Source organism: Psychroserpens luteus, from assembly GCF_015319355.1.
Taxonomy (GTDB): Bacteria; Bacteroidota; Bacteroidia; order Flavobacteriales; family Flavobacteriaceae; genus Psychroserpens; species Psychroserpens luteus.
The window spans coordinates 176,358-195,325 of record NZ_JADILU010000003.1 but is presented as its reverse complement, the minus strand read 5'-3'; the positions used below and the strand labels follow the sequence as shown (position 1 = coordinate 195,325).

At 31.3% G+C, this 18,968-nt stretch carries 21 protein-coding genes and 1 tRNA gene; 14 read left to right on the top strand and 8 right to left on the bottom strand.

What is annotated here, in order from left to right; all coding sequences use genetic code 11:
- Window positions 1-117: 117 nt before the first annotated feature.
- The 10 genes from IM744_RS07820 to IM744_RS07775 all read left to right on the top strand — a co-directional run bounded on the left by IM744_RS07820 (window position 118) and on the right by IM744_RS07775 (window position 9,001).
- A complete protein-coding gene (locus tag IM744_RS07820; RefSeq protein WP_194507568.1) occupies window positions 118-708 on the top strand; it encodes a hypothetical protein in 591 nt (196 codons plus the stop codon).
- A gap of 175 nt (window positions 709-883) precedes the next feature.
- Window positions 884-1,255 (top strand): transposase, encoded by a 372-nt coding sequence (locus IM744_RS07815; protein ID WP_194507567.1) that lies wholly within the window; start codon window positions 884-886, stop codon window positions 1,253-1,255.
- Entirely contained in the window at window positions 1,255-2,106 is an 852-nt protein-coding gene (locus IM744_RS07810; RefSeq protein WP_194507958.1) for an IS3 family transposase, read from the top strand. The genes IM744_RS07815 and IM744_RS07810 overlap by 1 nt, the downstream gene beginning before the upstream one ends.
- Before the next feature lie 63 nt (window positions 2,107-2,169).
- Window positions 2,170-3,576, top strand: a complete 1,407-nt coding sequence (locus tag IM744_RS07805; protein WP_194507566.1) for a S41 family peptidase — start codon at window positions 2,170-2,172, stop codon at window positions 3,574-3,576.
- Between the two features lie 168 nt (window positions 3,577-3,744).
- Entirely contained in the window at window positions 3,745-4,293 is a 549-nt protein-coding gene (locus IM744_RS07800) for an STM3941 family protein (RefSeq protein WP_194507565.1), read from the top strand.
- Between the two features lie 156 nt (window positions 4,294-4,449).
- Window positions 4,450-4,989, top strand: coding sequence for an AAA family ATPase (locus IM744_RS07795; protein ID WP_194507564.1), 540 nt, complete (start codon window positions 4,450-4,452; stop codon window positions 4,987-4,989).
- The gene (locus IM744_RS07790; RefSeq protein ID WP_194507563.1) at window positions 4,990-6,894 is read left to right on the top strand and encodes a RecQ family ATP-dependent DNA helicase; all 1,905 of its coding nucleotides are present in this window, start codon (window positions 4,990-4,992) and stop codon (window positions 6,892-6,894) included.
- Window positions 6,891-7,841 carry a methionyl-tRNA formyltransferase gene (fmt, locus tag IM744_RS07785; RefSeq protein WP_194507562.1) on the top strand — a complete coding sequence of 317 codons (951 nt, stop codon included), beginning with the start codon at window positions 6,891-6,893 and terminating at the stop codon, window positions 7,839-7,841. The genes IM744_RS07790 and fmt overlap by 4 nt, the downstream gene beginning before the upstream one ends.
- 196 nt (window positions 7,842-8,037) lie before the next feature.
- Window positions 8,038-8,310, top strand: coding sequence for an HU family DNA-binding protein (locus tag IM744_RS07780; protein ID WP_028872747.1), 273 nt, complete (start codon window positions 8,038-8,040; stop codon window positions 8,308-8,310).
- A 130-nt stretch (window positions 8,311-8,440) separates the two neighbouring features.
- Window positions 8,441-9,001 (top strand): YqgE/AlgH family protein, encoded by a 561-nt coding sequence (locus IM744_RS07775; RefSeq protein ID WP_194507957.1) that lies wholly within the window; start codon window positions 8,441-8,443, stop codon window positions 8,999-9,001.
- Window positions 9,002-9,025: 24 nt separating this feature from the next.
- On the opposite strand, the gene IM744_RS07770 is transcribed toward IM744_RS07775, so the two are convergent.
- On the bottom strand, window positions 9,026-9,871 hold the full coding sequence (locus IM744_RS07770) for an aminotransferase class IV (RefSeq protein WP_194507561.1): 846 nt from the start codon (window positions 9,869-9,871) through the stop codon (window positions 9,026-9,028).
- A gap of 72 nt (window positions 9,872-9,943) precedes the next feature.
- Window positions 9,944-10,336 (bottom strand): START-like domain-containing protein, encoded by a 393-nt coding sequence (locus IM744_RS07765; protein WP_194507560.1) that lies wholly within the window; start codon window positions 10,334-10,336, stop codon window positions 9,944-9,946.
- Window positions 10,337-10,463: 127 nt separating this feature from the next.
- On the opposite strand from IM744_RS07765, the gene IM744_RS07760 reads away from it, so the two are divergent.
- From IM744_RS07760 to IM744_RS07745, 4 genes are all read left to right on the top strand, one after another.
- Window positions 10,464-10,537: transfer RNA gene (locus tag IM744_RS07760), tRNA-Met, on the top strand.
- A gap of 53 nt (window positions 10,538-10,590) precedes the next feature.
- Window positions 10,591-11,970 (top strand): tyrosine-type recombinase/integrase, encoded by a 1,380-nt coding sequence (locus tag IM744_RS07755; RefSeq protein WP_194507559.1) that lies wholly within the window; start codon window positions 10,591-10,593, stop codon window positions 11,968-11,970.
- Window positions 11,963-12,637, top strand: coding sequence for a hypothetical protein (locus tag IM744_RS07750; RefSeq protein ID WP_194507558.1), 675 nt, complete (start codon window positions 11,963-11,965; stop codon window positions 12,635-12,637). The genes IM744_RS07755 and IM744_RS07750 overlap by 8 nt, the downstream gene beginning before the upstream one ends.
- Before the next feature lie 88 nt (window positions 12,638-12,725).
- Entirely contained in the window at window positions 12,726-13,163 is a 438-nt protein-coding gene (locus IM744_RS07745) for a hypothetical protein (RefSeq protein WP_194507557.1), read from the top strand.
- 20 nt (window positions 13,164-13,183) lie between these two features.
- Here IM744_RS07745 and IM744_RS07740 read toward each other — a convergent pair whose 3' ends face one another.
- From IM744_RS07740 to IM744_RS07715, 6 genes are all read right to left on the bottom strand, one after another.
- Window positions 13,184-13,543 (bottom strand): hypothetical protein, encoded by a 360-nt coding sequence (locus IM744_RS07740; RefSeq protein ID WP_194507556.1) that lies wholly within the window; start codon window positions 13,541-13,543, stop codon window positions 13,184-13,186.
- Window positions 13,544-13,547: 4 nt separating this feature from the next.
- Window positions 13,548-14,249, bottom strand: coding sequence for a WG repeat-containing protein (locus IM744_RS07735; RefSeq protein ID WP_194507555.1), 702 nt, complete (start codon window positions 14,247-14,249; stop codon window positions 13,548-13,550).
- Entirely contained in the window at window positions 14,249-15,214 is a 966-nt protein-coding gene (locus IM744_RS07730) for a methyltransferase (RefSeq protein WP_194507554.1), read from the bottom strand. The genes IM744_RS07735 and IM744_RS07730 overlap by 1 nt, the downstream gene beginning before the upstream one ends.
- Window positions 15,207-15,818 (bottom strand): tyrosine-protein phosphatase, encoded by a 612-nt coding sequence (locus tag IM744_RS07725; RefSeq protein ID WP_194507553.1) that lies wholly within the window; start codon window positions 15,816-15,818, stop codon window positions 15,207-15,209. Before IM744_RS07725 ends, IM744_RS07730 begins: the two co-directional genes overlap by 8 nt.
- A gap of 7 nt (window positions 15,819-15,825) precedes the next feature.
- A complete protein-coding gene (locus IM744_RS07720) occupies window positions 15,826-16,416 on the bottom strand; it encodes a hypothetical protein (protein ID WP_194507552.1) in 591 nt (196 codons plus the stop codon).
- A gap of 167 nt (window positions 16,417-16,583) precedes the next feature.
- Window positions 16,584-18,881 (bottom strand): glycosyltransferase, encoded by a 2,298-nt coding sequence (locus IM744_RS07715; RefSeq protein ID WP_194507551.1) that lies wholly within the window; start codon window positions 18,879-18,881, stop codon window positions 16,584-16,586.
- Between the last annotated feature and the right edge of the window lie 87 nt (window positions 18,882-18,968).

The following is an 18,968-nucleotide window of genomic DNA, read 5'->3' as shown; positions in this document are numbered from 1 at the left end:
AACGAAAAAGTACTAAAAGTTAACATCGTATGAAATTAATAGCTGGTTTTAGTCTACTTAAGAAAATCGTCGCGGATTTTCTATTCGGTTTTTATTTGCTAAATTAGGTGCTTAAACATGCAACTAATTATATACAAAACTGTTGGCCACAAGCGAATGAAACCGAAGTACACATATAAAAAATCATCGGAATTTATTGATAATATAGATTTTGAATACTTTGAAACTTATTCTCTTCTGCGAGGGCAAAAATTTGAGGAAGAAATCGAATCTTTAGAATCTGAATTCACTAATATTAAGTCCAAAACTGACCGAAATGAAGCGCAAAAAAGACGATTGTCTGAATTAGATGAATTATTGAATTTTACTCAAGTAATTATCAACAAGAAAGGACAATTACATTTTTCAGCAGAAAAGATTAACCGAATTGAAAAAACGGATTCTAAATCAGAACGTTTAATTGAAATTCTGAAAACAGAAATAAATGATATTCCGAATTGGATGTGTGCGCCAATTTATCGAGATGCAATACTATTTTATGACAAAAACGATAATCTAATTAAACCTTTGAATATATGTTTAAGTTGTGAATACATGGAAACTGAATTATTTGATCACATAAACGCTGATTTTAAAACTTACGAATTAATGCGCAAGTTTTTAATCGATATTGGACATAAAGTAGAAACGGAAAAAGCCCGTTGCTAAAACCTATAAAAATAATGTTTAGCTCAGTGCTTAATCAAGAGTTAATGCAATTTTGTTACGTTTGATTTTTTTCCATTGTAAAATACTCGAACGTAAACTTGCAACTTTCCATACATAAAACCGTTAGTAATAATTATGACCCGTCCTGAATAAAGGCTACATAATTTTAAACATTATGTATAGAAATGACAAAGTAATTAGACGTTACAGTGAACCTTTTAAATTAAAAATTTTAGCCGAACTTACGACAGGCAAACACACAAAGAGTGAACTTTGCAAACTCTACTCTATTGCACCTACAACAGTAAATGTGTGGATTAAAAAGTACAATCGCAAAGACTTAATGAACACCAGAGTAAAAGTGGAAACTAAAGACGAAATATCTAGAATTAAAGCACTTCAAAAAGAAATTGAACAGCTTAAAAAACTACTGCTTAAAAAGGATCTCGATGCTATGGTAGAAGAATCTTATCTAGAAGTAGCTGCGGAAGATCTCGGTTACAAATCTATTGCTGAACTAAAAAAAAAGTTAAGTATAAAGCCTTAATTAAAGCCATTGAGAAATCTAAGGGATTTGCTTCTTTAACGACTATAACTAATTGTTTCGGACTTAAACGTGATGCGTATTATAAATACAAATCTAGAGTTGATAAGCGTTTAAAACTAGAACAACTCATGATAAACATAGTCAGAAAAAGACGCAAATCCCTTCCTAGAGAAGGTGTAAGAAAACTTATAAAATCATTAGATATAGATTTTAATAAAGCCAATATTAAGGTTGGTAGAGATACTTTATTTAGTGTTCTTAGAAAACACCAAATGCTAACACTTAGAAAGAAAACCAGTGCTAGAACGACTAACTCGTATCATCGTTTTTATAAGTATAATAACATTATAAAAGACGTAGAAGTTACAAGGCCTAACCAAGTTTGGGTTAGTGATATAACTTATATTAGAACCGTAAAAGGCTTTTGTTACTTGGCTTTAATAACAGATATGTATTCTCGTAAAATTGTAGGATATGATATTAGTGATAGCTTGGAACTTAAAGGATGCGTCAGAGCGCTTAATAAGGCTATTTACCAAGCTAAAAGTATTGAAGGACTCATACATCATTCAGATAGAGGCATTCAATATTGCAGTAATGTATACACTCAAATACTAAAAAGAAAAAAGATAGATATTAGTATGACTGAAGAAAATCATTGTTACGAAAACGCAATGGCTGAACGTGTGAATGGCATTTTAAAAGATGAATTTTATCTCGACCAAACCTTTACAGATATGACACACGCCAAAAGAGCTGCAAAAAATGCAATTAATTTATACAACGAAATAAGATTACATTTATCTTTAGACTATAAAACACCAAATATGGTATATAAATTAACAGTGTAAAAATCAATTTTAACCTGTAGCCATATTTCAGGACAAGACATTATAACCAAACCAAGAAACATAGTGAAAAACATTAAAATTTTATCAATCCTAACACTATTTTCTGTTTTCTGTTCATGCAATGAAAAAGTAACGAACGAAAAACCAAAACCCGACGGATTTTGGAAACAAATTGGGTATGGAAATATTATCGAACTAAACGATACAATTATAAGCGTCTATAATATTTCAAAGCAAGATTGCCATTTATCATTTGAAGAACACATTTTAGATTTTGGAAAAGTCAAAAAACATTCAAAAGACACATTAACCATTCGGCACGGAAACGATGACTGGCTGTTTACAAGATTAGAGAAATTACCCAATCTCTGTAAAACTTCAAAAGAATTAAACAACGACCCAAAACACAATTTCCAAGTATTTTGGGACACCTTCAATGAACATCACGCCTCTTTTGACATTAAAAACATTAATTGGAACGAAGTTTATAAACAATACGAACCCAAAATAAATGAGAACACAACAGATTTAGAACTTTACACCATTTTTAGAGAAATGATAGCACTTCTAAATGATGGACACGTAAAAATGGAAGTTCCCGAAAAAATTAAAAACGAGTATAAAAATCAAGTAGAAGAACAGGAAGAGAAATATTCAAAATTGGACGAATTTAAACTCAATAAAGAAATTGCAGAATTTTATGTTGACAGTTTACGCAATTATAATGCAGGAATGGTTCGTTACGGACTTATAAATAAAAACATAGGTTATATACAAATCAACTCTATGCTAATGTTAGCCGATTACGAATTACAGAAAGATTTAGATTTGAGAAATTTCTTTGGACAATATTGGGAAAAAGCAGAAAACAGAAAAGACGAGTTACAAAGACAAGATGAAGTTGACGGAATAAATGGAATTTTAAACTCAATACTTAATGAACTAAATGGTGCAAAAAGTTATATTCTCGATATACGATTTAATGGTGGAGGAAAAGATGCAGTTGCAATGGCTATTTTAAATCACTTTTCAGATAAAGAAAAAATGGCCTACACAAAAAAAGCACGAATAGAGAAGGGTTTTGCAAATCCCCAAAAGTTTAAAATTATTCCATCAAAAAATCATTTCAACGGAAACGTATATTTACTCACAAGCCATTTAACAGCAAGTGCGTCCGAAATTCTTGTTTTGGCATCTTTGGCAAACACCAATTTTAAAAGAATTGGCTCGACAACAGAAGGAATTTTTTCTTCAACTTTAGACAAAGAACTTCCAAATGGTTGGGAATATGAATTATCTAACGAAGTTTATCAAGATTTAAAGGGCAAAAATTATGAAAATGTTGGAATTTCGTCAAATTATCAAATCGAATATTCAAAAAACAAAGACGCTTTTTTAGACCAATTGTCTGACGGTTTAAAAAATAAAAAAGACAGAGCAATTGAATTAGCGATAGAACTTGAAAAATAACTATTGCCAACAAACCGTATAACTAATTGCTTGTTTCTAGACTGCTTACAAAAATCTTTATGGATTTTCTATTCAGTTTTTATTTACTAAATTAGATGTTCAAACATGTAACTAATCATACACAAAACTGTTAACCAACATTTTACCAAAACCAACAAACTGAATCAAATGAAAGAAAAAATTGAAATACTATTAAGCAAAAACAAATTATTTTTAGGAATTGGAGGCTCAATATTATTTGTGATATTAGGAATTTGGCTGTTTTTAAGTGCGGACAGTTTTCAACAACATTCATTTAGGTTATTGAGGAATCCAATGGTCATAAAAGGAATTGGAGTTTTAGGAATTTTATTTTTTGGTGCGACAGGAATTTTCGGATTTAAAAAACTGTTTGACAAAAAAGTCGGACTTATAATTGACTCAAGCGGAATAACGGACAACTCAAATGCTTCGAGTGTAGGATTAATTGAATGGAAGGATATAACTGATATCGAAACAAAGCAATTTATGTCAACAAAATTTCTATTGATTAACGTAAGCAATCCCGAAAAATATATCGGAAAAGCTAAAAGCGGAATGAAAGCTAAACTTATGCGTTCGAATATGAAAATATACGGAACACCACTTTCGATTACATCTAACACTCTAAAATATGATTTTGGAAAGCTTGAGCAATTAATACATACTGAATTTGAACAGAATAAAAACGTTGGGTAATACCGTATAAAATTAATTGCTTAACTAACCATACACAAAACCGTTGGTAACAATCTTGACCCGTCCTCAATAAACACTACATAATTCCAAACTTAAATACTATTATTTCCCACTTACAATGGTAATCGTTAATTTTACAACCTAAACCTTGCCAAATTGAACACACAAAAAATTGTTATTACTGGTGGACCTGGAACAGGAAAGTCATCCATTATAACCGAATTAATTTCTAGAAACTTCATGTGCTTTGAAGAAGTTTCTAGACAAGTCACTCTTGAAGCTAGAAAAAATGGTGTAGAACAACTGTTTTTAACAAAGCCATTACTCTTTAGCGAGTTACTCTTAACAGCAAGAACAAAACAATTTGCAGATACTAAAACTATTGATGAACCTATCGTTTTTTTAGACAGAGGCTTACCAGATGTTTTAGCCTATATGGATTTCTTTAATAGCGATTACCCTAAACATTTCACAGAGACCTGTGAAACTCATGTTTATGATAAAGTTTTTGTTTTAGCACCTTGGCAAGAGATTTTTGTGAGTGACAGTGAGCGTTATGAAAATTTTGATCAAGCGGTTGAGATTCATCATGCATTACTAGACACTTACCAACGTTTTGGCTATGAGTTGATTGACGTCCCTTTTGAAAGTATAATTAAAAGAGCAGATTTTATTTTAGAACAATTAAAACTTTAGATGGCTCATCCCATAAACATATTAGAGCAGTACTGGCATCATACCTCTTTTAGACCGTATCAAGAAGAGATCATCAATTCGGTTTTAGAGAATAATGATACCTTTGCGTTATTGCCTACAGGTGGAGGGAAATCTATTTGTTTTCAAATTCCTGCGCTTGTAAAAGAGGGGATTTGTATTGTCGTTTCGCCTTTAGTTGCTTTGATGAAAGATCAGGTTAATAGTCTCAAAGAAAAAGGGATTAAAGCCATGGCAATTACTAGTGGAATAAGGTATAGTGAGCTGGATACACTTCTTGATAATTGTATCTACGGAAATTATAAGTTTTTATACCTCTCGCCAGAACGATTACAACAAGATATCGTGAAGCAACGTATTGAGCAAATGAACGTCAATCTCATTGCTGTTGATGAAGCACACTGCATTAGTCAATGGGGAAATGATTTTAGACCAGCTTACAAAAACATTACCATTTTAAGACAGTTACAACCCCATGTTAATGTAATTGCACTTACTGCAACAGCAAAACCAGAGGTTATTGAAGAAACCATAAAAGAGCTAGATTTCATTGCTCCTAAAATATTTAAAGCATCCTTCACCAGACCAAATATTTCTTACCAAGTATTACATAGTGAAGATAAAATCTATGACTTAGAGCAACAACTCATACGTCACAGAGGATCATCAATCATTTATGTACGAAGCCGAAAAATGAGCGTCGAGATTCATAATATATTGCAAAAAAAAGGCTTTAGCTCTACTTTTTTTCATGGAGGGATTCCTACAAAAGACAAACATGATCGTCTCTACCAATGGATGAATAACCAAAAGGAAATTATGGTAGCAACCACAGCCTTTGGAATGGGAATTGATAAACCAGATGTAAAAACGGTTATACATGTTAATTTACCCGAAAGTCTGGAAAGCTACTACCAAGAAGCTGGTCGCGCAGGACGAAATAATGAAAAGGCTTATGCTATTTTATTGACTAACAAATCTGACGAGCAAGTTTTAAAAAACCAGTTTATTAAAAGTCTTCCATCAATAGAAGAGATAAAACTGGTGTATCGAAAGCTGTGTAACTATTTTCAGATTTCTTATGGAGAAGGTGAACAGACAACACATCAATTTAGCTTTAGTGATTTTTGTAAGGCTTATCATTTTAAAAGTTCAAAGACATTTAATGCACTTCAATTATTAGATAGAAATAGTGTCATTAAATTATCACAACAGTTTAATTACAAAACCAAACTTCAGTTTATTGTAAGCAATGCAAGTATGTTTTCTTATTTGAAAACGCATTCACAATATAATATAGTCGTTAAAACGATTTTAAGAACTTATGGTGGCATTTTTGAACATCAACTAGCAATTAACTTAACTTTGGTTTCTGATAAATCCTCAGCACCCGAAAAACAAATCATTGCGATACTACATCAACTTCATAAAGATGGTATTGTAGATTTCTTGTATTCTAATACAGATTCTGAAGTTTTATTTCTTCAACCAAGAGAAGATGATAAAACAGTTAATAGAATTGCAAATGTTGTAGAACGCCAACAAAAGCTAAAAAATCAGCAAATTGATGCTGTATTGCATTATATAGATACTGATGATATTTGTAAAAACAGACAATTACTAAAATACTTTGGAGAAGTAACAGACAAAAACTGCGGTATTTGCTCGGTTTGTGTGAGCGGGAAAATTTCCGAAGAAAAAAAAGATATAAAAACAATAACAACACAAGTCATTTTAGCTTTAGAAAAAAACCCGATGAGTTCCAGACAATTGGTAGAAAACTTACCCTTTGAAAAAACTGAGGTTTTTACAACTTTACAGTCGTTACTTGAGCACAATGTTATTGAGTTGAATGCTGCTAACAGCTATAAAATAAAAACGACATGAGAGATCCTTTAAAAATTATATTTATGGGCACGCCAGATTTTGCAGTTGCCACTTTAAAAACATTAGTAGAGAGCGATTATGAAGTCGTTGGTGTGATTACTGCGCCAGATAAACCAGCAGGTCGCGGACGAAAATTAAACGAATCTGCAGTTAAAAAATATGCTGTTGCAGAAGGCTTGACCGTTTTACAACCTACAAATCTTAAAAATCCAGATTTCATAAAAGAGTTAGAAGCATTAGAAGCAAATCTTCAAATTGTTGTGGCTTTTAGAATGTTACCAGAAGTCGTTTGGAAAATGCCAAAGTATGGTACTTTTAATTTACACGCTTCACTCCTTCCTAATTACAGAGGAGCTGCACCAATACATTGGGCTGTTGTAAATGGTGAAAAGGTATCTGGAGTAACTACATTTTTTATTGACGAGAAAATTGATACTGGAGCCATCATTTTACAAGAGGCTATTGCAATTAACGATGATGAAACTGTTGGCACGTTACATGATAAATTAATGGATCTTGGAAGTGAACTTGTTATTACAACTGTAGATTTAATTCAAGAAGGCGATGTTGCAACAATCATACAACCAAAAACAGAAGATTTAAAGACTGCATATAAACTTAATAAAGACAATTGTAAAATTGATTGGAGTTTAGAAATAGATACCATATACAATAAGATAAGAGGTTTAAATCCATTTCCTGCTGCTTGGTGTTACTTAAATAACGATGATGAGCAACTCAGCATTAAAATATTTGCAATTGAAAAAGAGATTTTAAAACATGATTTAGATTTTGGAACCTTAGAAACCTCAAAACATGAGTTAAAAGTTGCTGTTAAAGGCGGTTACATCCATATTAAAGAAATCCAACTTCCTGGAAAACGAAAAATGGATGTGAAGTCATTACTTAATGGTTATGAATTTAGCAAAAATGCTAAAATGCTCTAAACCCCTTATATTCATTGATATTATCAAAAAACCCGATGAAATACATTCCTTTATTAACAAATATCCAAAGTTATCAACAAATATCCGCATTTCCCTTGCTATTACTTGCGTAGCTGGATTTTACGTATAATTTTGTGTACGGATTTAACAATAAAGTTTAACCCAACTATTTTTTAACAATTTAAAATATAATTTTATGAACAAAACAGATTTAATCAATGGAATGGCTGAAAATGCAGGAATTACTAAAGCAGCAGCTAAGAAAGCATTAGATTCTTTATTAGTAGATATCGAAGGATCTTTACAAAAAGGTAACAGAGTATCTTTAGTTGGATTTGGTTCTTGGTCAGTTTCTAAAAGATCTGCAAGAGAAGGAAGAAATCCTCAAACAGGAAAAACAATTCAAATCAAAGCTAAAAACGTAGTAAAGTTTAAAGCTGGTTCTGATTTAAGTGGTGCTGTAAACTAGTATTCTTTAAAATAGATTATAAAGAGCTCACTGTAAAGTGAGCTTTTTTTGTTTCATAACATTACTAATTAGCACTTTTTGTTGGTTATTAACAAAATATGTTTTAGTTTTAGTATAGATATCACACATGATGACTACAACAAAGCCCAAAAAAGGACATCTTTTAATTGCCGAACCATCTATTATTGGTGACTTATCGTTTAATCGGTCTGTAATTTTATTAGCCGACTATAATGAGGAAGGTTCTATTGGTTTTATTTTAAATAAACCGTTAGAGTACACTCTTAACGATCTCATCCCAGAAACCGAAGCTAATTTTAAAGTTCATAATGGTGGTCCAGTAGAGCAAGACAACTTATACTTTATTCATAAAGTACCTCACCTTATACCAGATAGTATAGAAATTTCTCATGGTGTATTTTGGGGAGGAGATTTTGAAATCGTTTTACAACTTCTTAAAGAGAAAAAACTAAAAGACTCAGATATTCGATTTTTTCTTGGATATTCTGGTTGGGAACCAAAACAATTAGACAACGAGTTAGAGTCTAACGCTTGGATAGTTTCTGAGAATATTTACAAAAATGAACTTATTGAGAAATGCTGTGGTACGTTTTGGAGAGAAAAAATGCTAGAACTTGGTGGTGATTACTCTCTTTGGTCTAATGCTCCAGAAAATCCTAGCTACAACTAATACTATTTCTACTTTTAAATTGGTTTAAGACAATCTTAACTTCGTATTTAAACGTTTCAATATATCTTCGGTAATTTTAGTATTAAATGCCTTTTTGCGATATTTTAAGACAGGCTGAATCCCAACAATCACATTGGTTATAAATAATTCATCTGCTTTTTGTAGTTCAAAAGGTGATATAGAGGTCTCTTCTATAGTATAATCACCAGAATTTACAATCACTTCAATAATTTGTTTTCTCATGATGCCTTTTAAACAACCATCATCAATAGGAGGCGTTTTTATGTGTTCACCAGAGATGAGAAAGACATTTCCGTTTAAAGCTTCTACTACGCTTTTATTTGTGTTTAATAAGAGACAATTGGCAAATTGATTTTCTTCGGCATAAATACTACCTAGAACATTGATTGCCTTATTATTGGTTTTTAATGTAGATAGTAGTCCAGGAGCCACGAAGTAATCCTTGTATAGATCTACTGTATATTCCTCATTTTTTGGGATGGTATAGAAATCGTTATCTGCTTTTTCTACAACTATAAAGTAGTTTATTATTTTTTCCTTCGGAAGATACTTACCTCCTTCTCCTCGATCTACATTGAGTCTTACTCTAACCGATGATTTTGCTAAACCATTAACGTTAATCGTTTTTATGATTTCTTGTTCAAGAAATTCCATGGTGAAGTTCATAGGGATTTCCATACGCATGATTCGCATAGATGACATTAATCTAAAGTAATGATCTTCCCAAAATAAAATTTTACCATGAACTACTTTTAATGTTTCAAAAAGTGCATCACCATATTTATAACCTCTATTTTCCGAAGATATAAAAGTTGTATTTTCAATTAGGGTACCGTTAAAATTTATCATAAAAAAAAAGTCTCGATTATCCTTTTAATTAAAGGGTCGAGACAAATATAAAACTAATATGAGATACTCTTTCTAAGCAGAACCTAAAACTTGTTTCAAACTTGAAATTTGATTAGCCCAAAGCATCTTTGATTCTTCCACTTCATCCTCATCTGCAAAATCAGTAACTATAATAGAAACATCTTTTGTTATTTCATCAACTTGAATTCTAATTTCAAAGTAGTTAGAAGAACCTTCTTCATCATCTGTTAACCATCTAAATTTAATACGTTCTCCACTTTTTTTACTTAGCAATTTTGCTGTTTCTTCACTGCCATCCCAAATAAATGTGAAAAATTCACCTCGTGAATTTACATTATCTGAGAACCATTCAGACAATCCTGAAGGTGTTGATATATATTGATATAAAAGTTGTGGTGAAGCATGTATTACGAACTCCATCTCAATTTTAACTTGGTCTTCCATAGGTATATTATTATGTTGTCAATATATACAATAATTGTTGAGTTTAAAACAAAATACGAAAAAAAATAATTTGCGCATTTTATGCTTGTACACAATAATAATGTTTTTATATTTGCACCCTCATTATGGCGAGGTAGCTCAGTTGGTTAGAGCGTTGGATTCATAACCCAGAGGTCACGAGTTCAAATCTCGTTCTCGCTACAATCTTAATTAGTTGCAAATAAACGGTTTAGTTCACTCTAAACCGTTTTTTTATGACAACATTTAATGACTTTATTACCTATGAACACGATTTAGAACACGATTTCGAACACAATTTGGCACACAAAAAAGAATTTTCACCTCCAAAAATCTATATCGCTAAGAACGATTTATCTAAGCGTTGGTATGTGTACTTCTCCTATAGAGATCCCAGTACTGGCAAGCTCAAGCGACAAAAGAACATCTATGGAAGTGTAAATACTTTTAGTACAAAAGAAGACCGAATGGCACTTTTATCTCGCTATCGTAGGAGACTTTTGAAACTTCTTCAGCAAGGTTACAATCCGTTTATAGATAATACAGAACTTTATAAGTCTCAATTTATCGTTAAGGATGCTATTAATACTTCCGAAGAAAAAATAACTAAAGCATTTTCTCCTCAAATACAATATTCTAAATCGATTAATCAGCGAGAAGAAGTCGTTGTGAAAAAAGATATTCCAGAAAAAATAGAAATTGAGGAACCAAAAATGACTTTACGTGAGGCATTTGATTTTAGTTTGAGAATTAAAGAGAAACAAATTAGCTCTAATTCTCATAAGGATTATATGTATACAACTAATGCTGTTGTGAAGTGGGCTAAAGAAAATTATCCTAAATTAAAAACGATCGACCAATTTGACAAGAAAGCAGCTTTGAAGTTTTTAAATGCGCTATTGTTAAGAACAAGCTCTCGAAATAGAAATAATTATAGATTAAATTTGAGTAGTCTTTTACAAACGTTAGAAGACAATGAAATTATTGAATCAAACCCTATTAGGAATATACCTGTGTTACGAAGTATTCCGAAGCGGAATAAATCTTACACAACTGAAGAGCACGAAAAAATCTTTGGGTATTTAGAAAAGGAAGATCCTCTACTCCTACTTTATATAAAATTTATTAGTTATAATTTATTACGACCAATAGAAGTTTGTAGACTTAAAATTAGAGATATTAATGTAGCTGACAGAACGCTTCAATTTAAGGCTAAGAATAGTCCGTTGAAAATAAAGCTCATTCCGAAGAAAATACTTGATGAACTGCCAGATTTATCAAAATTAGATCCAGATTATCACTTATTTACTCCTATTAAAATTGGAGGAAATTGGGATACTGACGACGTTAATAAAAGTAATTATTTTTCTAAACGCTTTAAAACGGTTGTAAAAGAACATTTTAATTTAGATATAAATCAAACACTCTACAGTTTTAGACATACTTTCATAACGATTTTATATCAGTCGCTAGTAAAAGGATCAACACCTCATGCTGCTAAAAGTGAATTGATGGGAATTACAGGACACAATACAATGACTGCGCTTGAAAAGTATTTAAGAAATATTGATGCTGTTTTACCTAACGATTACTCTAATCACTTTGATAATGACTGACATCTCTCAAATCATAGTTAGGAGCATCACTAAGAGCTATATATTTTATTTACCTCAAACAATACAACCAATGGTTGAGGACTCAGATTTTAGAAGTATTGTACCTGAAAACGGTTATAATACTATTGTGTATTATAATAATTTAGGAAAATCAATGACATCTGGTCTTGAAGATATCATCTTAATTGATATTTTAGGTAAGCAAAGGATTTTGAAGAATAATTTAGTGCTTTTATTAGATGCAAAATCATCGTTTAGTAATGCTTCATTTCATATAATTTTAGAAGACTATAAAAAGCAAATAGAATTTCATAACTATGCTACTTCTTGGATGTATAAAAATATCAAGGATGTTTTTCCAAATATTGATGATGTTTTCATTAGCGCGTTTAAAATTCAAGCAAATTATTTTGATGTACATTATTCTCAATTAGAGGAACATTTTCAATTTAAGAAAGAAGAAGTTAAGTTAGATAGCAATCAGGTTTTAAAAAATCTAGAATCTACATTATCTAAAAATAGTCCAGAGAGCATATCATTTAAACTGAATAGCGAGCAGTTTGGAAAAACTAAGACCTCAACTCCTCCTCCAAAGAAAAAAATAATTGTTACTGATGAGGAAATTGATGAGTTCTTGATGCAATCTGTTTTTGGTGTTGAATTATAGGTATTAATCATTATAACTTCATCAAATATTAGCAATTTCATGGGTAAACAACTAATTTAGCGTAAAACAAACGTTTATTTCACGCTAAATGACAGATAAAGAATTTTATAATTGTACTTATTGTTTTAAAGAATTTGAGCCAAAAAGACGTCGCGTACAGAAGTATTGTAGTGATACTTGTCGTTCTAAAGCGTATCATGCTCGGAAAACAAAGGTTCAATCTCCAAAATCAAAATTGGCAGAACTGTCTGTTCCAAATAATATCCCTACTCCTAAAAAAGAAAGCATGAGCATGACTGGTGTTGGAAATGCTGCTGCTGGAACACTATTAGCAAATACTCTTAAAAGTGCATTAACCAAAGACTCTAATAAACCAGCAACAAAGGGTGATTTATCTCAACTATTAGAGAAATTGAATAATAGGTATCATTTAATCAAAAATATGAATCCAAATTTTCGAGGTGAATATCCTTATTTTGATTTGGTTGATAGTGCTATCGTTTATTTACCTATAAATAATATGTAAGATTTTATAATAGTTAATTTTTAATTAACGACCTCTTTATGTGTGCCTATTCTAAAACATGTCTCTTCTCCGAGATACAGTGGATTACCATGTTTCTCTGACCAAAAGCCTTCTAAAATATCTTTGGTCAAACATTTATAGACTACAACACCTTTGAAAACAGTTTCGTTCTCTCCTTTGTAATTGAAATTAATTACTAAAATGTTGTCTTTAAAAAATCCGTTTCCAGATTGTTTTTGATTGTTGTTGATGAGCCATTCTGCTTGGATTCGATGGTTTTCGTCTAGGCTTAAGGTTAGTATTCCTTTGTAGGCTGAAGATTCTTCGTTTTGGTTGGTTCCTGTTATGTTGTAGGTTCCTAGGAGTTGTTGGATGGCCATTGGGTTATATTTCTAATGATAATTTACCTTGTTCATCAATAATTTGTTTTTCGCCTAATAAAGTATCCACAACAGCAAAGCCATTATAAAAAGGCTCAACCATAACATATCTTTCTTCATATAATTCATTTCCATGTTTATCGATATGATGCCAACCTCTTCTATCTTTCGCAATTGCATAATTTTTATGAAAAACCCCTAGGTCCAAAAATGCTTTATCGTTTAAAAATCCCCCCTTTAAATTAATGTGTTTATACTCTCCCGAAAATAAACGAACACATGCAAAACCATCTTTAAAATCACCCACAAATCGATATTTAGATTCATAAATAGATTTACCTTCTAAATCAATATGGAAATACTGATTATTAAAATCTCTAACCGAGCATACTTTTTCTTGGTAATTTCCTGTCCAAGCATAATTCGCATCATATAAACGTTTTCCTAACTCGTTTACATGAAACCAATTATTTTCATGAATGACACTTGCTCTATTAAAATAATAACCAAACGCTCTATTATAACGCTCTTTATACACTTCATTTCCTTTTACATCAATATGATACCAACCTGATTTATCTCTAACAGGAGCTATTCCAGGACTATGGTATTTTAATACCTCATCAAACACTTTATCAAAAAGTTGCTCATCTTTATATTTAAAGGAATTACTCTCTTTTGAAACAATAATATCTCTCCAATTCATTACTTCTTAAATATTAATATTGTTTGTAATTCATTTAGTTGTTTAGCTTCCATAAACTTAAATTTTACCTGATTCGCTAATGCTATATATTCATAAGATGAACGCTCCAAACTTTCACACATGACTAACATGTTTAAAGATAACAATGAAAGGTCTACATCTATTTTGTCTGAGCAATTTTCAATTATATATAATGTTCCATTTTCTGGTAATGCTTGATATGTATTGTTTAAAATTTGAATTGCTTTTTCTTCATTCCAATCATGTAGAACTCTAGATAATATTATAGCTTCTGATAATTTTGGAATTTCGACAAAAAAATCACCTTTAAGAAGTTTAACACTATTTCCCGAATTAGATTTACCGATAACTAAATCTAAATCAAATAGATAACAATCTAATTCAGAACACCTTTCTTTAATATTAGAAATTGCTGCTCCATACCCACCTCCTACATCCATTACGCTTTTATGAATATTAAAATCAATTACATCTGTAATATCTTTATAATCATCCATTGCATAAGCATTCATAGCCTTATGATAATGGTCTAACTTTTCTTCATTTCTATCTAAAAAATCGAAGTAGTTATTTTTATATTTATTTTCAAAAAAACTATTTCCAGTTTTGATTGATTCATCCAATTTACTCCAAGCCTCCAAATGCTCACCAGACCAATTAAGACAGGCATACTTTAATGTTTCAGAGTGACTATCAGTTAACAGCTCAGATAGATTGTTCAACAAATACCTACCCTCTATCCTATCTAAAAAATCAATAGCCAGCAACCCGTTTAACAACAGCTCTATATTTTCTAATTTAATAGATAAATCCTCTGATATTTCTAAAGATGTTTTTTCTCCAGAAACCAAAATATCAAATACATTTAGCTTACAAGCTGCACTAACAGTAATGTACTTCCAGTATTCGGTAAAAAAAGATTTCAAAAAATTTCTATTATTCATTTAGTAACTTGTGTTTTAATTTTATTATTTGGTCTTCTCTTAATCCACAAGACAACAAATAAGATTGAATACCTCCTTCTTTTTCAATAATATCTAGTGCAATATTTAGTTTTTCTTTAGAAACGTCCATCTCACTAGCTAAATAGTCTGTATATAAGTTTTCTATAGGCGATTCCAACAATAGATGCAGCATTGAAAATATAATTCCAGTCCTGTCTTTTCCGGCATGACAATGAATAGCTATAGTTCCTGATTCATGTTCTAAAATAGTTTCAAATACTTTCTTAAGAGCATTTTTACATCCCATAGCAAAAAAACGATATGCAATCTCATGGTTAGATCCTTTACTATGTTTTTCCTGAAACCATTCTGGCTGGTTCCACGGATCAAAATGTGCTTTTATATAATTTATCCGACTTAACACTTTTTCCGAGTAAAAAATCGCTTCTACCTCCCTATCTGCTCTTAAATCAATAATTGTTTTTACATTAAACTCTTTCAATAGTTTATAGTCTTCTCTAAGAAAATCAAATATAGACCCTCTGTAAACTAAACCTTTCTTAAAATTAAAGTTAAACTTGGAAGCGTCTCTAAAATTTCTCATACGCTCTCTATTTAATTAAACTGTAATAGTACTTCCAAACATCATCTTTATAATACTTGTCCCAATGTGAAAAATGACAATAATTACACCCACAAAAATGAGCTCCTTTATGCTTCTTTAAAATATCATTTACCTTATTATCAATAAATTCTTCTGAATTAGATTGAAAAACATCTAGCTTTTGAATAACAAACATTTCTCTATTAGAAGTAATAAACTCCTTTGAAACAAACCCTTGTTCCGATAGAAAAACTTCTTCTAGCAAACTTAAATCAGGTAAAGCAAAACTATATTGAGGAGGAAAACCTAAAATCCCTGCATTGAAAGTGAATTTTTCAGGAATATCTTTCTCAAAAGAACCATAATTCCTTCCATTCCAATCTGTATTTATTAATACCCCATCAGAATTTAACCACTTATTAATAATAGCAGGAACTTCCCATAAAACAACATCCGAATCTAAAATAAGCTCATATTTGGACGAATCTATACGATTAGGAACGTATTTCCAAAATGAATTTTTCTGTTTATTCTCCCATTTATTATTCGATTCTATTAAATCTGCTTTACCTAAAGCAATTTTCCTTAATTTATTCAAAGTTAGATCGCTTTTTAAAGAATTATAAACAATGTACATTTTTGCATTAGGAAAAATAAGGGAAGCAAAACTCAGACTACAATCCAACATGTCAAAAGATTGTAATGAAGTAGACCTTTCTTCTGTTTCTCCAAAAGTCCACCTAATTATTAGGTTCGAAAAATCCCTCATAAAGGTTTACGCATTACACAAGTTTTACAAACGTCTTTGGTTTTATAATTACTTACTAAATCTAAATAATGCTCACTTTTCAAGACCTCCTGAATAGTTGATGTTTTTATATTTCCAAAATCCCCTAAAGACTGCCTTAAATTATCTGGAGCACAGCAAGGTGATATTTGACCTGTTGCAGATATCCATAATTCTTGTTCTAAAAAAGGACATTCATAATCCCTAGGTACTTCTGAAATTTCATTATCTTCAATAGAGATAATATTTTCCAACAATACTTTTTCTCCGTTTGGTTTTCTAAATTCTTCGGCTGCTTTATGGGCCTCTAAAACATAAGTATTCCATTGCGATACACTTTCTGGTGTTGCTTTCATGGACAACTCCCTAATTTCATCGAAGTGATCCCATAACTGATGCCCTTTTACGCGATCCACACCCAAAGAAGCTGCTAATTTTATAATGTCAACCAACTCATGCATGTTATTCTGCATGAATGTTAATTGTAATGTGACACGACAGAAATAGCCATTCGTTAATAAGTATTCATCCCTATAAGCTATGAACTCTTTTACATTAGCCATTGCCTTTTCGAAATCTAAGCCATGCATCACTTCTTTAGAAGTTTCTGCTGTGGCACCATTCCAACTTATTTTAACATCAGAAGTATTCGGAACAATTAATTTAGCCCAATCTAAAACGCTCTTTTTAGGGAATGTTCCGTTTGTTGTTAAATTAATTTTAATATCATATTGTTTTGCTAAATCAAAAATCTCATCGAACTGCTTATATAACAACGGTTCTCCCATTGTAGACGGTATAATTTCCTTAACTCCCAATGCAGATGCTTGTTCAAAAATCTGTGTTACTATTGCAAAATCCATACGTCTTCGCTTTACTCCTGTTTCCTTGTACAGTGTATCTATAAAGTTACTATATGGACTGTGTTCTTCACACATTATGCACTTTAGGTTACAATCTTCAGGATTAGTATCTATGGTAACCCTCCAAAAATTATCTGGAACTGTATGATTCTGATATATACTTAGTAATTCATTACAATGCACTTTTATGTCAGGTACATCTCCATTCTCTGAATACAAATACCCTTTTTCACCATAAGTTTTCATTTTATCAGGATTAGACACTGCATAATTTAATTGTTCAGCCAAAGCATCTACATCTCTATGCTTAAATAACAGACCATTTTTTTGATGTTGCACATACTCTTTCATACCACCAAAGTCAGCAGTAATTACGGGGATTTTACACGCTTGTGCTTCATGGATAACTAATGGTGAATTTTCTCCCCAAATAGATGGCACCACAATACTATCCACATGTGCAAAAACAACATCTGCTAAATTATGGTTGATGTATTCTCCCATAAATTCTACTCTATTACTACACGTTGCTGCTAATGCTTTTAATGCTGCTGTACTTTGACCACTTTTTCTACCAAAAATCTTTAAAACAGCTGGTGTTTCAACTTGCTGAAATGCCTCTATTAATTGATTGATTCCTTTAGCTGGAATATGCGTGCCAATGTATCCAAATGTAAAAACAGATTTAGTTGCTGCCTTTTCTGTTTGGGTTAAATAATGTGTTGGAAAACCATAATCTAAATAAGTAATTTTAGATTCAGGGATATCAAACTCATTCACAAAACGTTCTTGAAGATACTTTGAAGGCGCAATAAACAAATTGACTTTATCAATTATCGCTTTGGTTTCTTGCATTCTTCGGTTTACCCAATTGCTCCAACTATTAATATCCTGTTGCTGTTCATCTTCTTTTCCACTAAAATAAACTTGATAACAACTAGTAGCACACTTTTTATCTTCTTGACCAGAACACAACTGGTTGTTATCCGCTTTACCTATACTGCGTGTTAAAAATTGTCCTCTTGGACACATTAACCAAAAATCGTGTAATGTAAAAACGATAGGGATCTCTAAGGTGTTTAAAACATCGATTATTCCCGTTGACAAATGGTTTAAATGACCAATATGTGCAACATCTGGTTTTAAACTTTGAACTAGTTTTTTAAAATTCTCATCGATAGTTTTATGTTTATAACCATCTTTCCCATTGGGATTATTAACAAAGTATAAATTTAAATTGTCATTTGCTTTTTTATGACGGATTTCAAAATCTTTAGCGTATGGGTTTTCCTCTCTTGTAAAAACGGATACTTTATGGTCTCTCGACAACTCGTTACATATGGATTGACTGTAGACTTCAGAACCTGCGTTATAATGGGGCGGATAGCCATGGATTATTTTTAATATGTGCATTTAAATTGTATTCTTTTGAATTGGTATTACTTTTTTATAAGATCTAAGATTACTGACCCTATATCATTGCGTAGGTAATTTTTATAA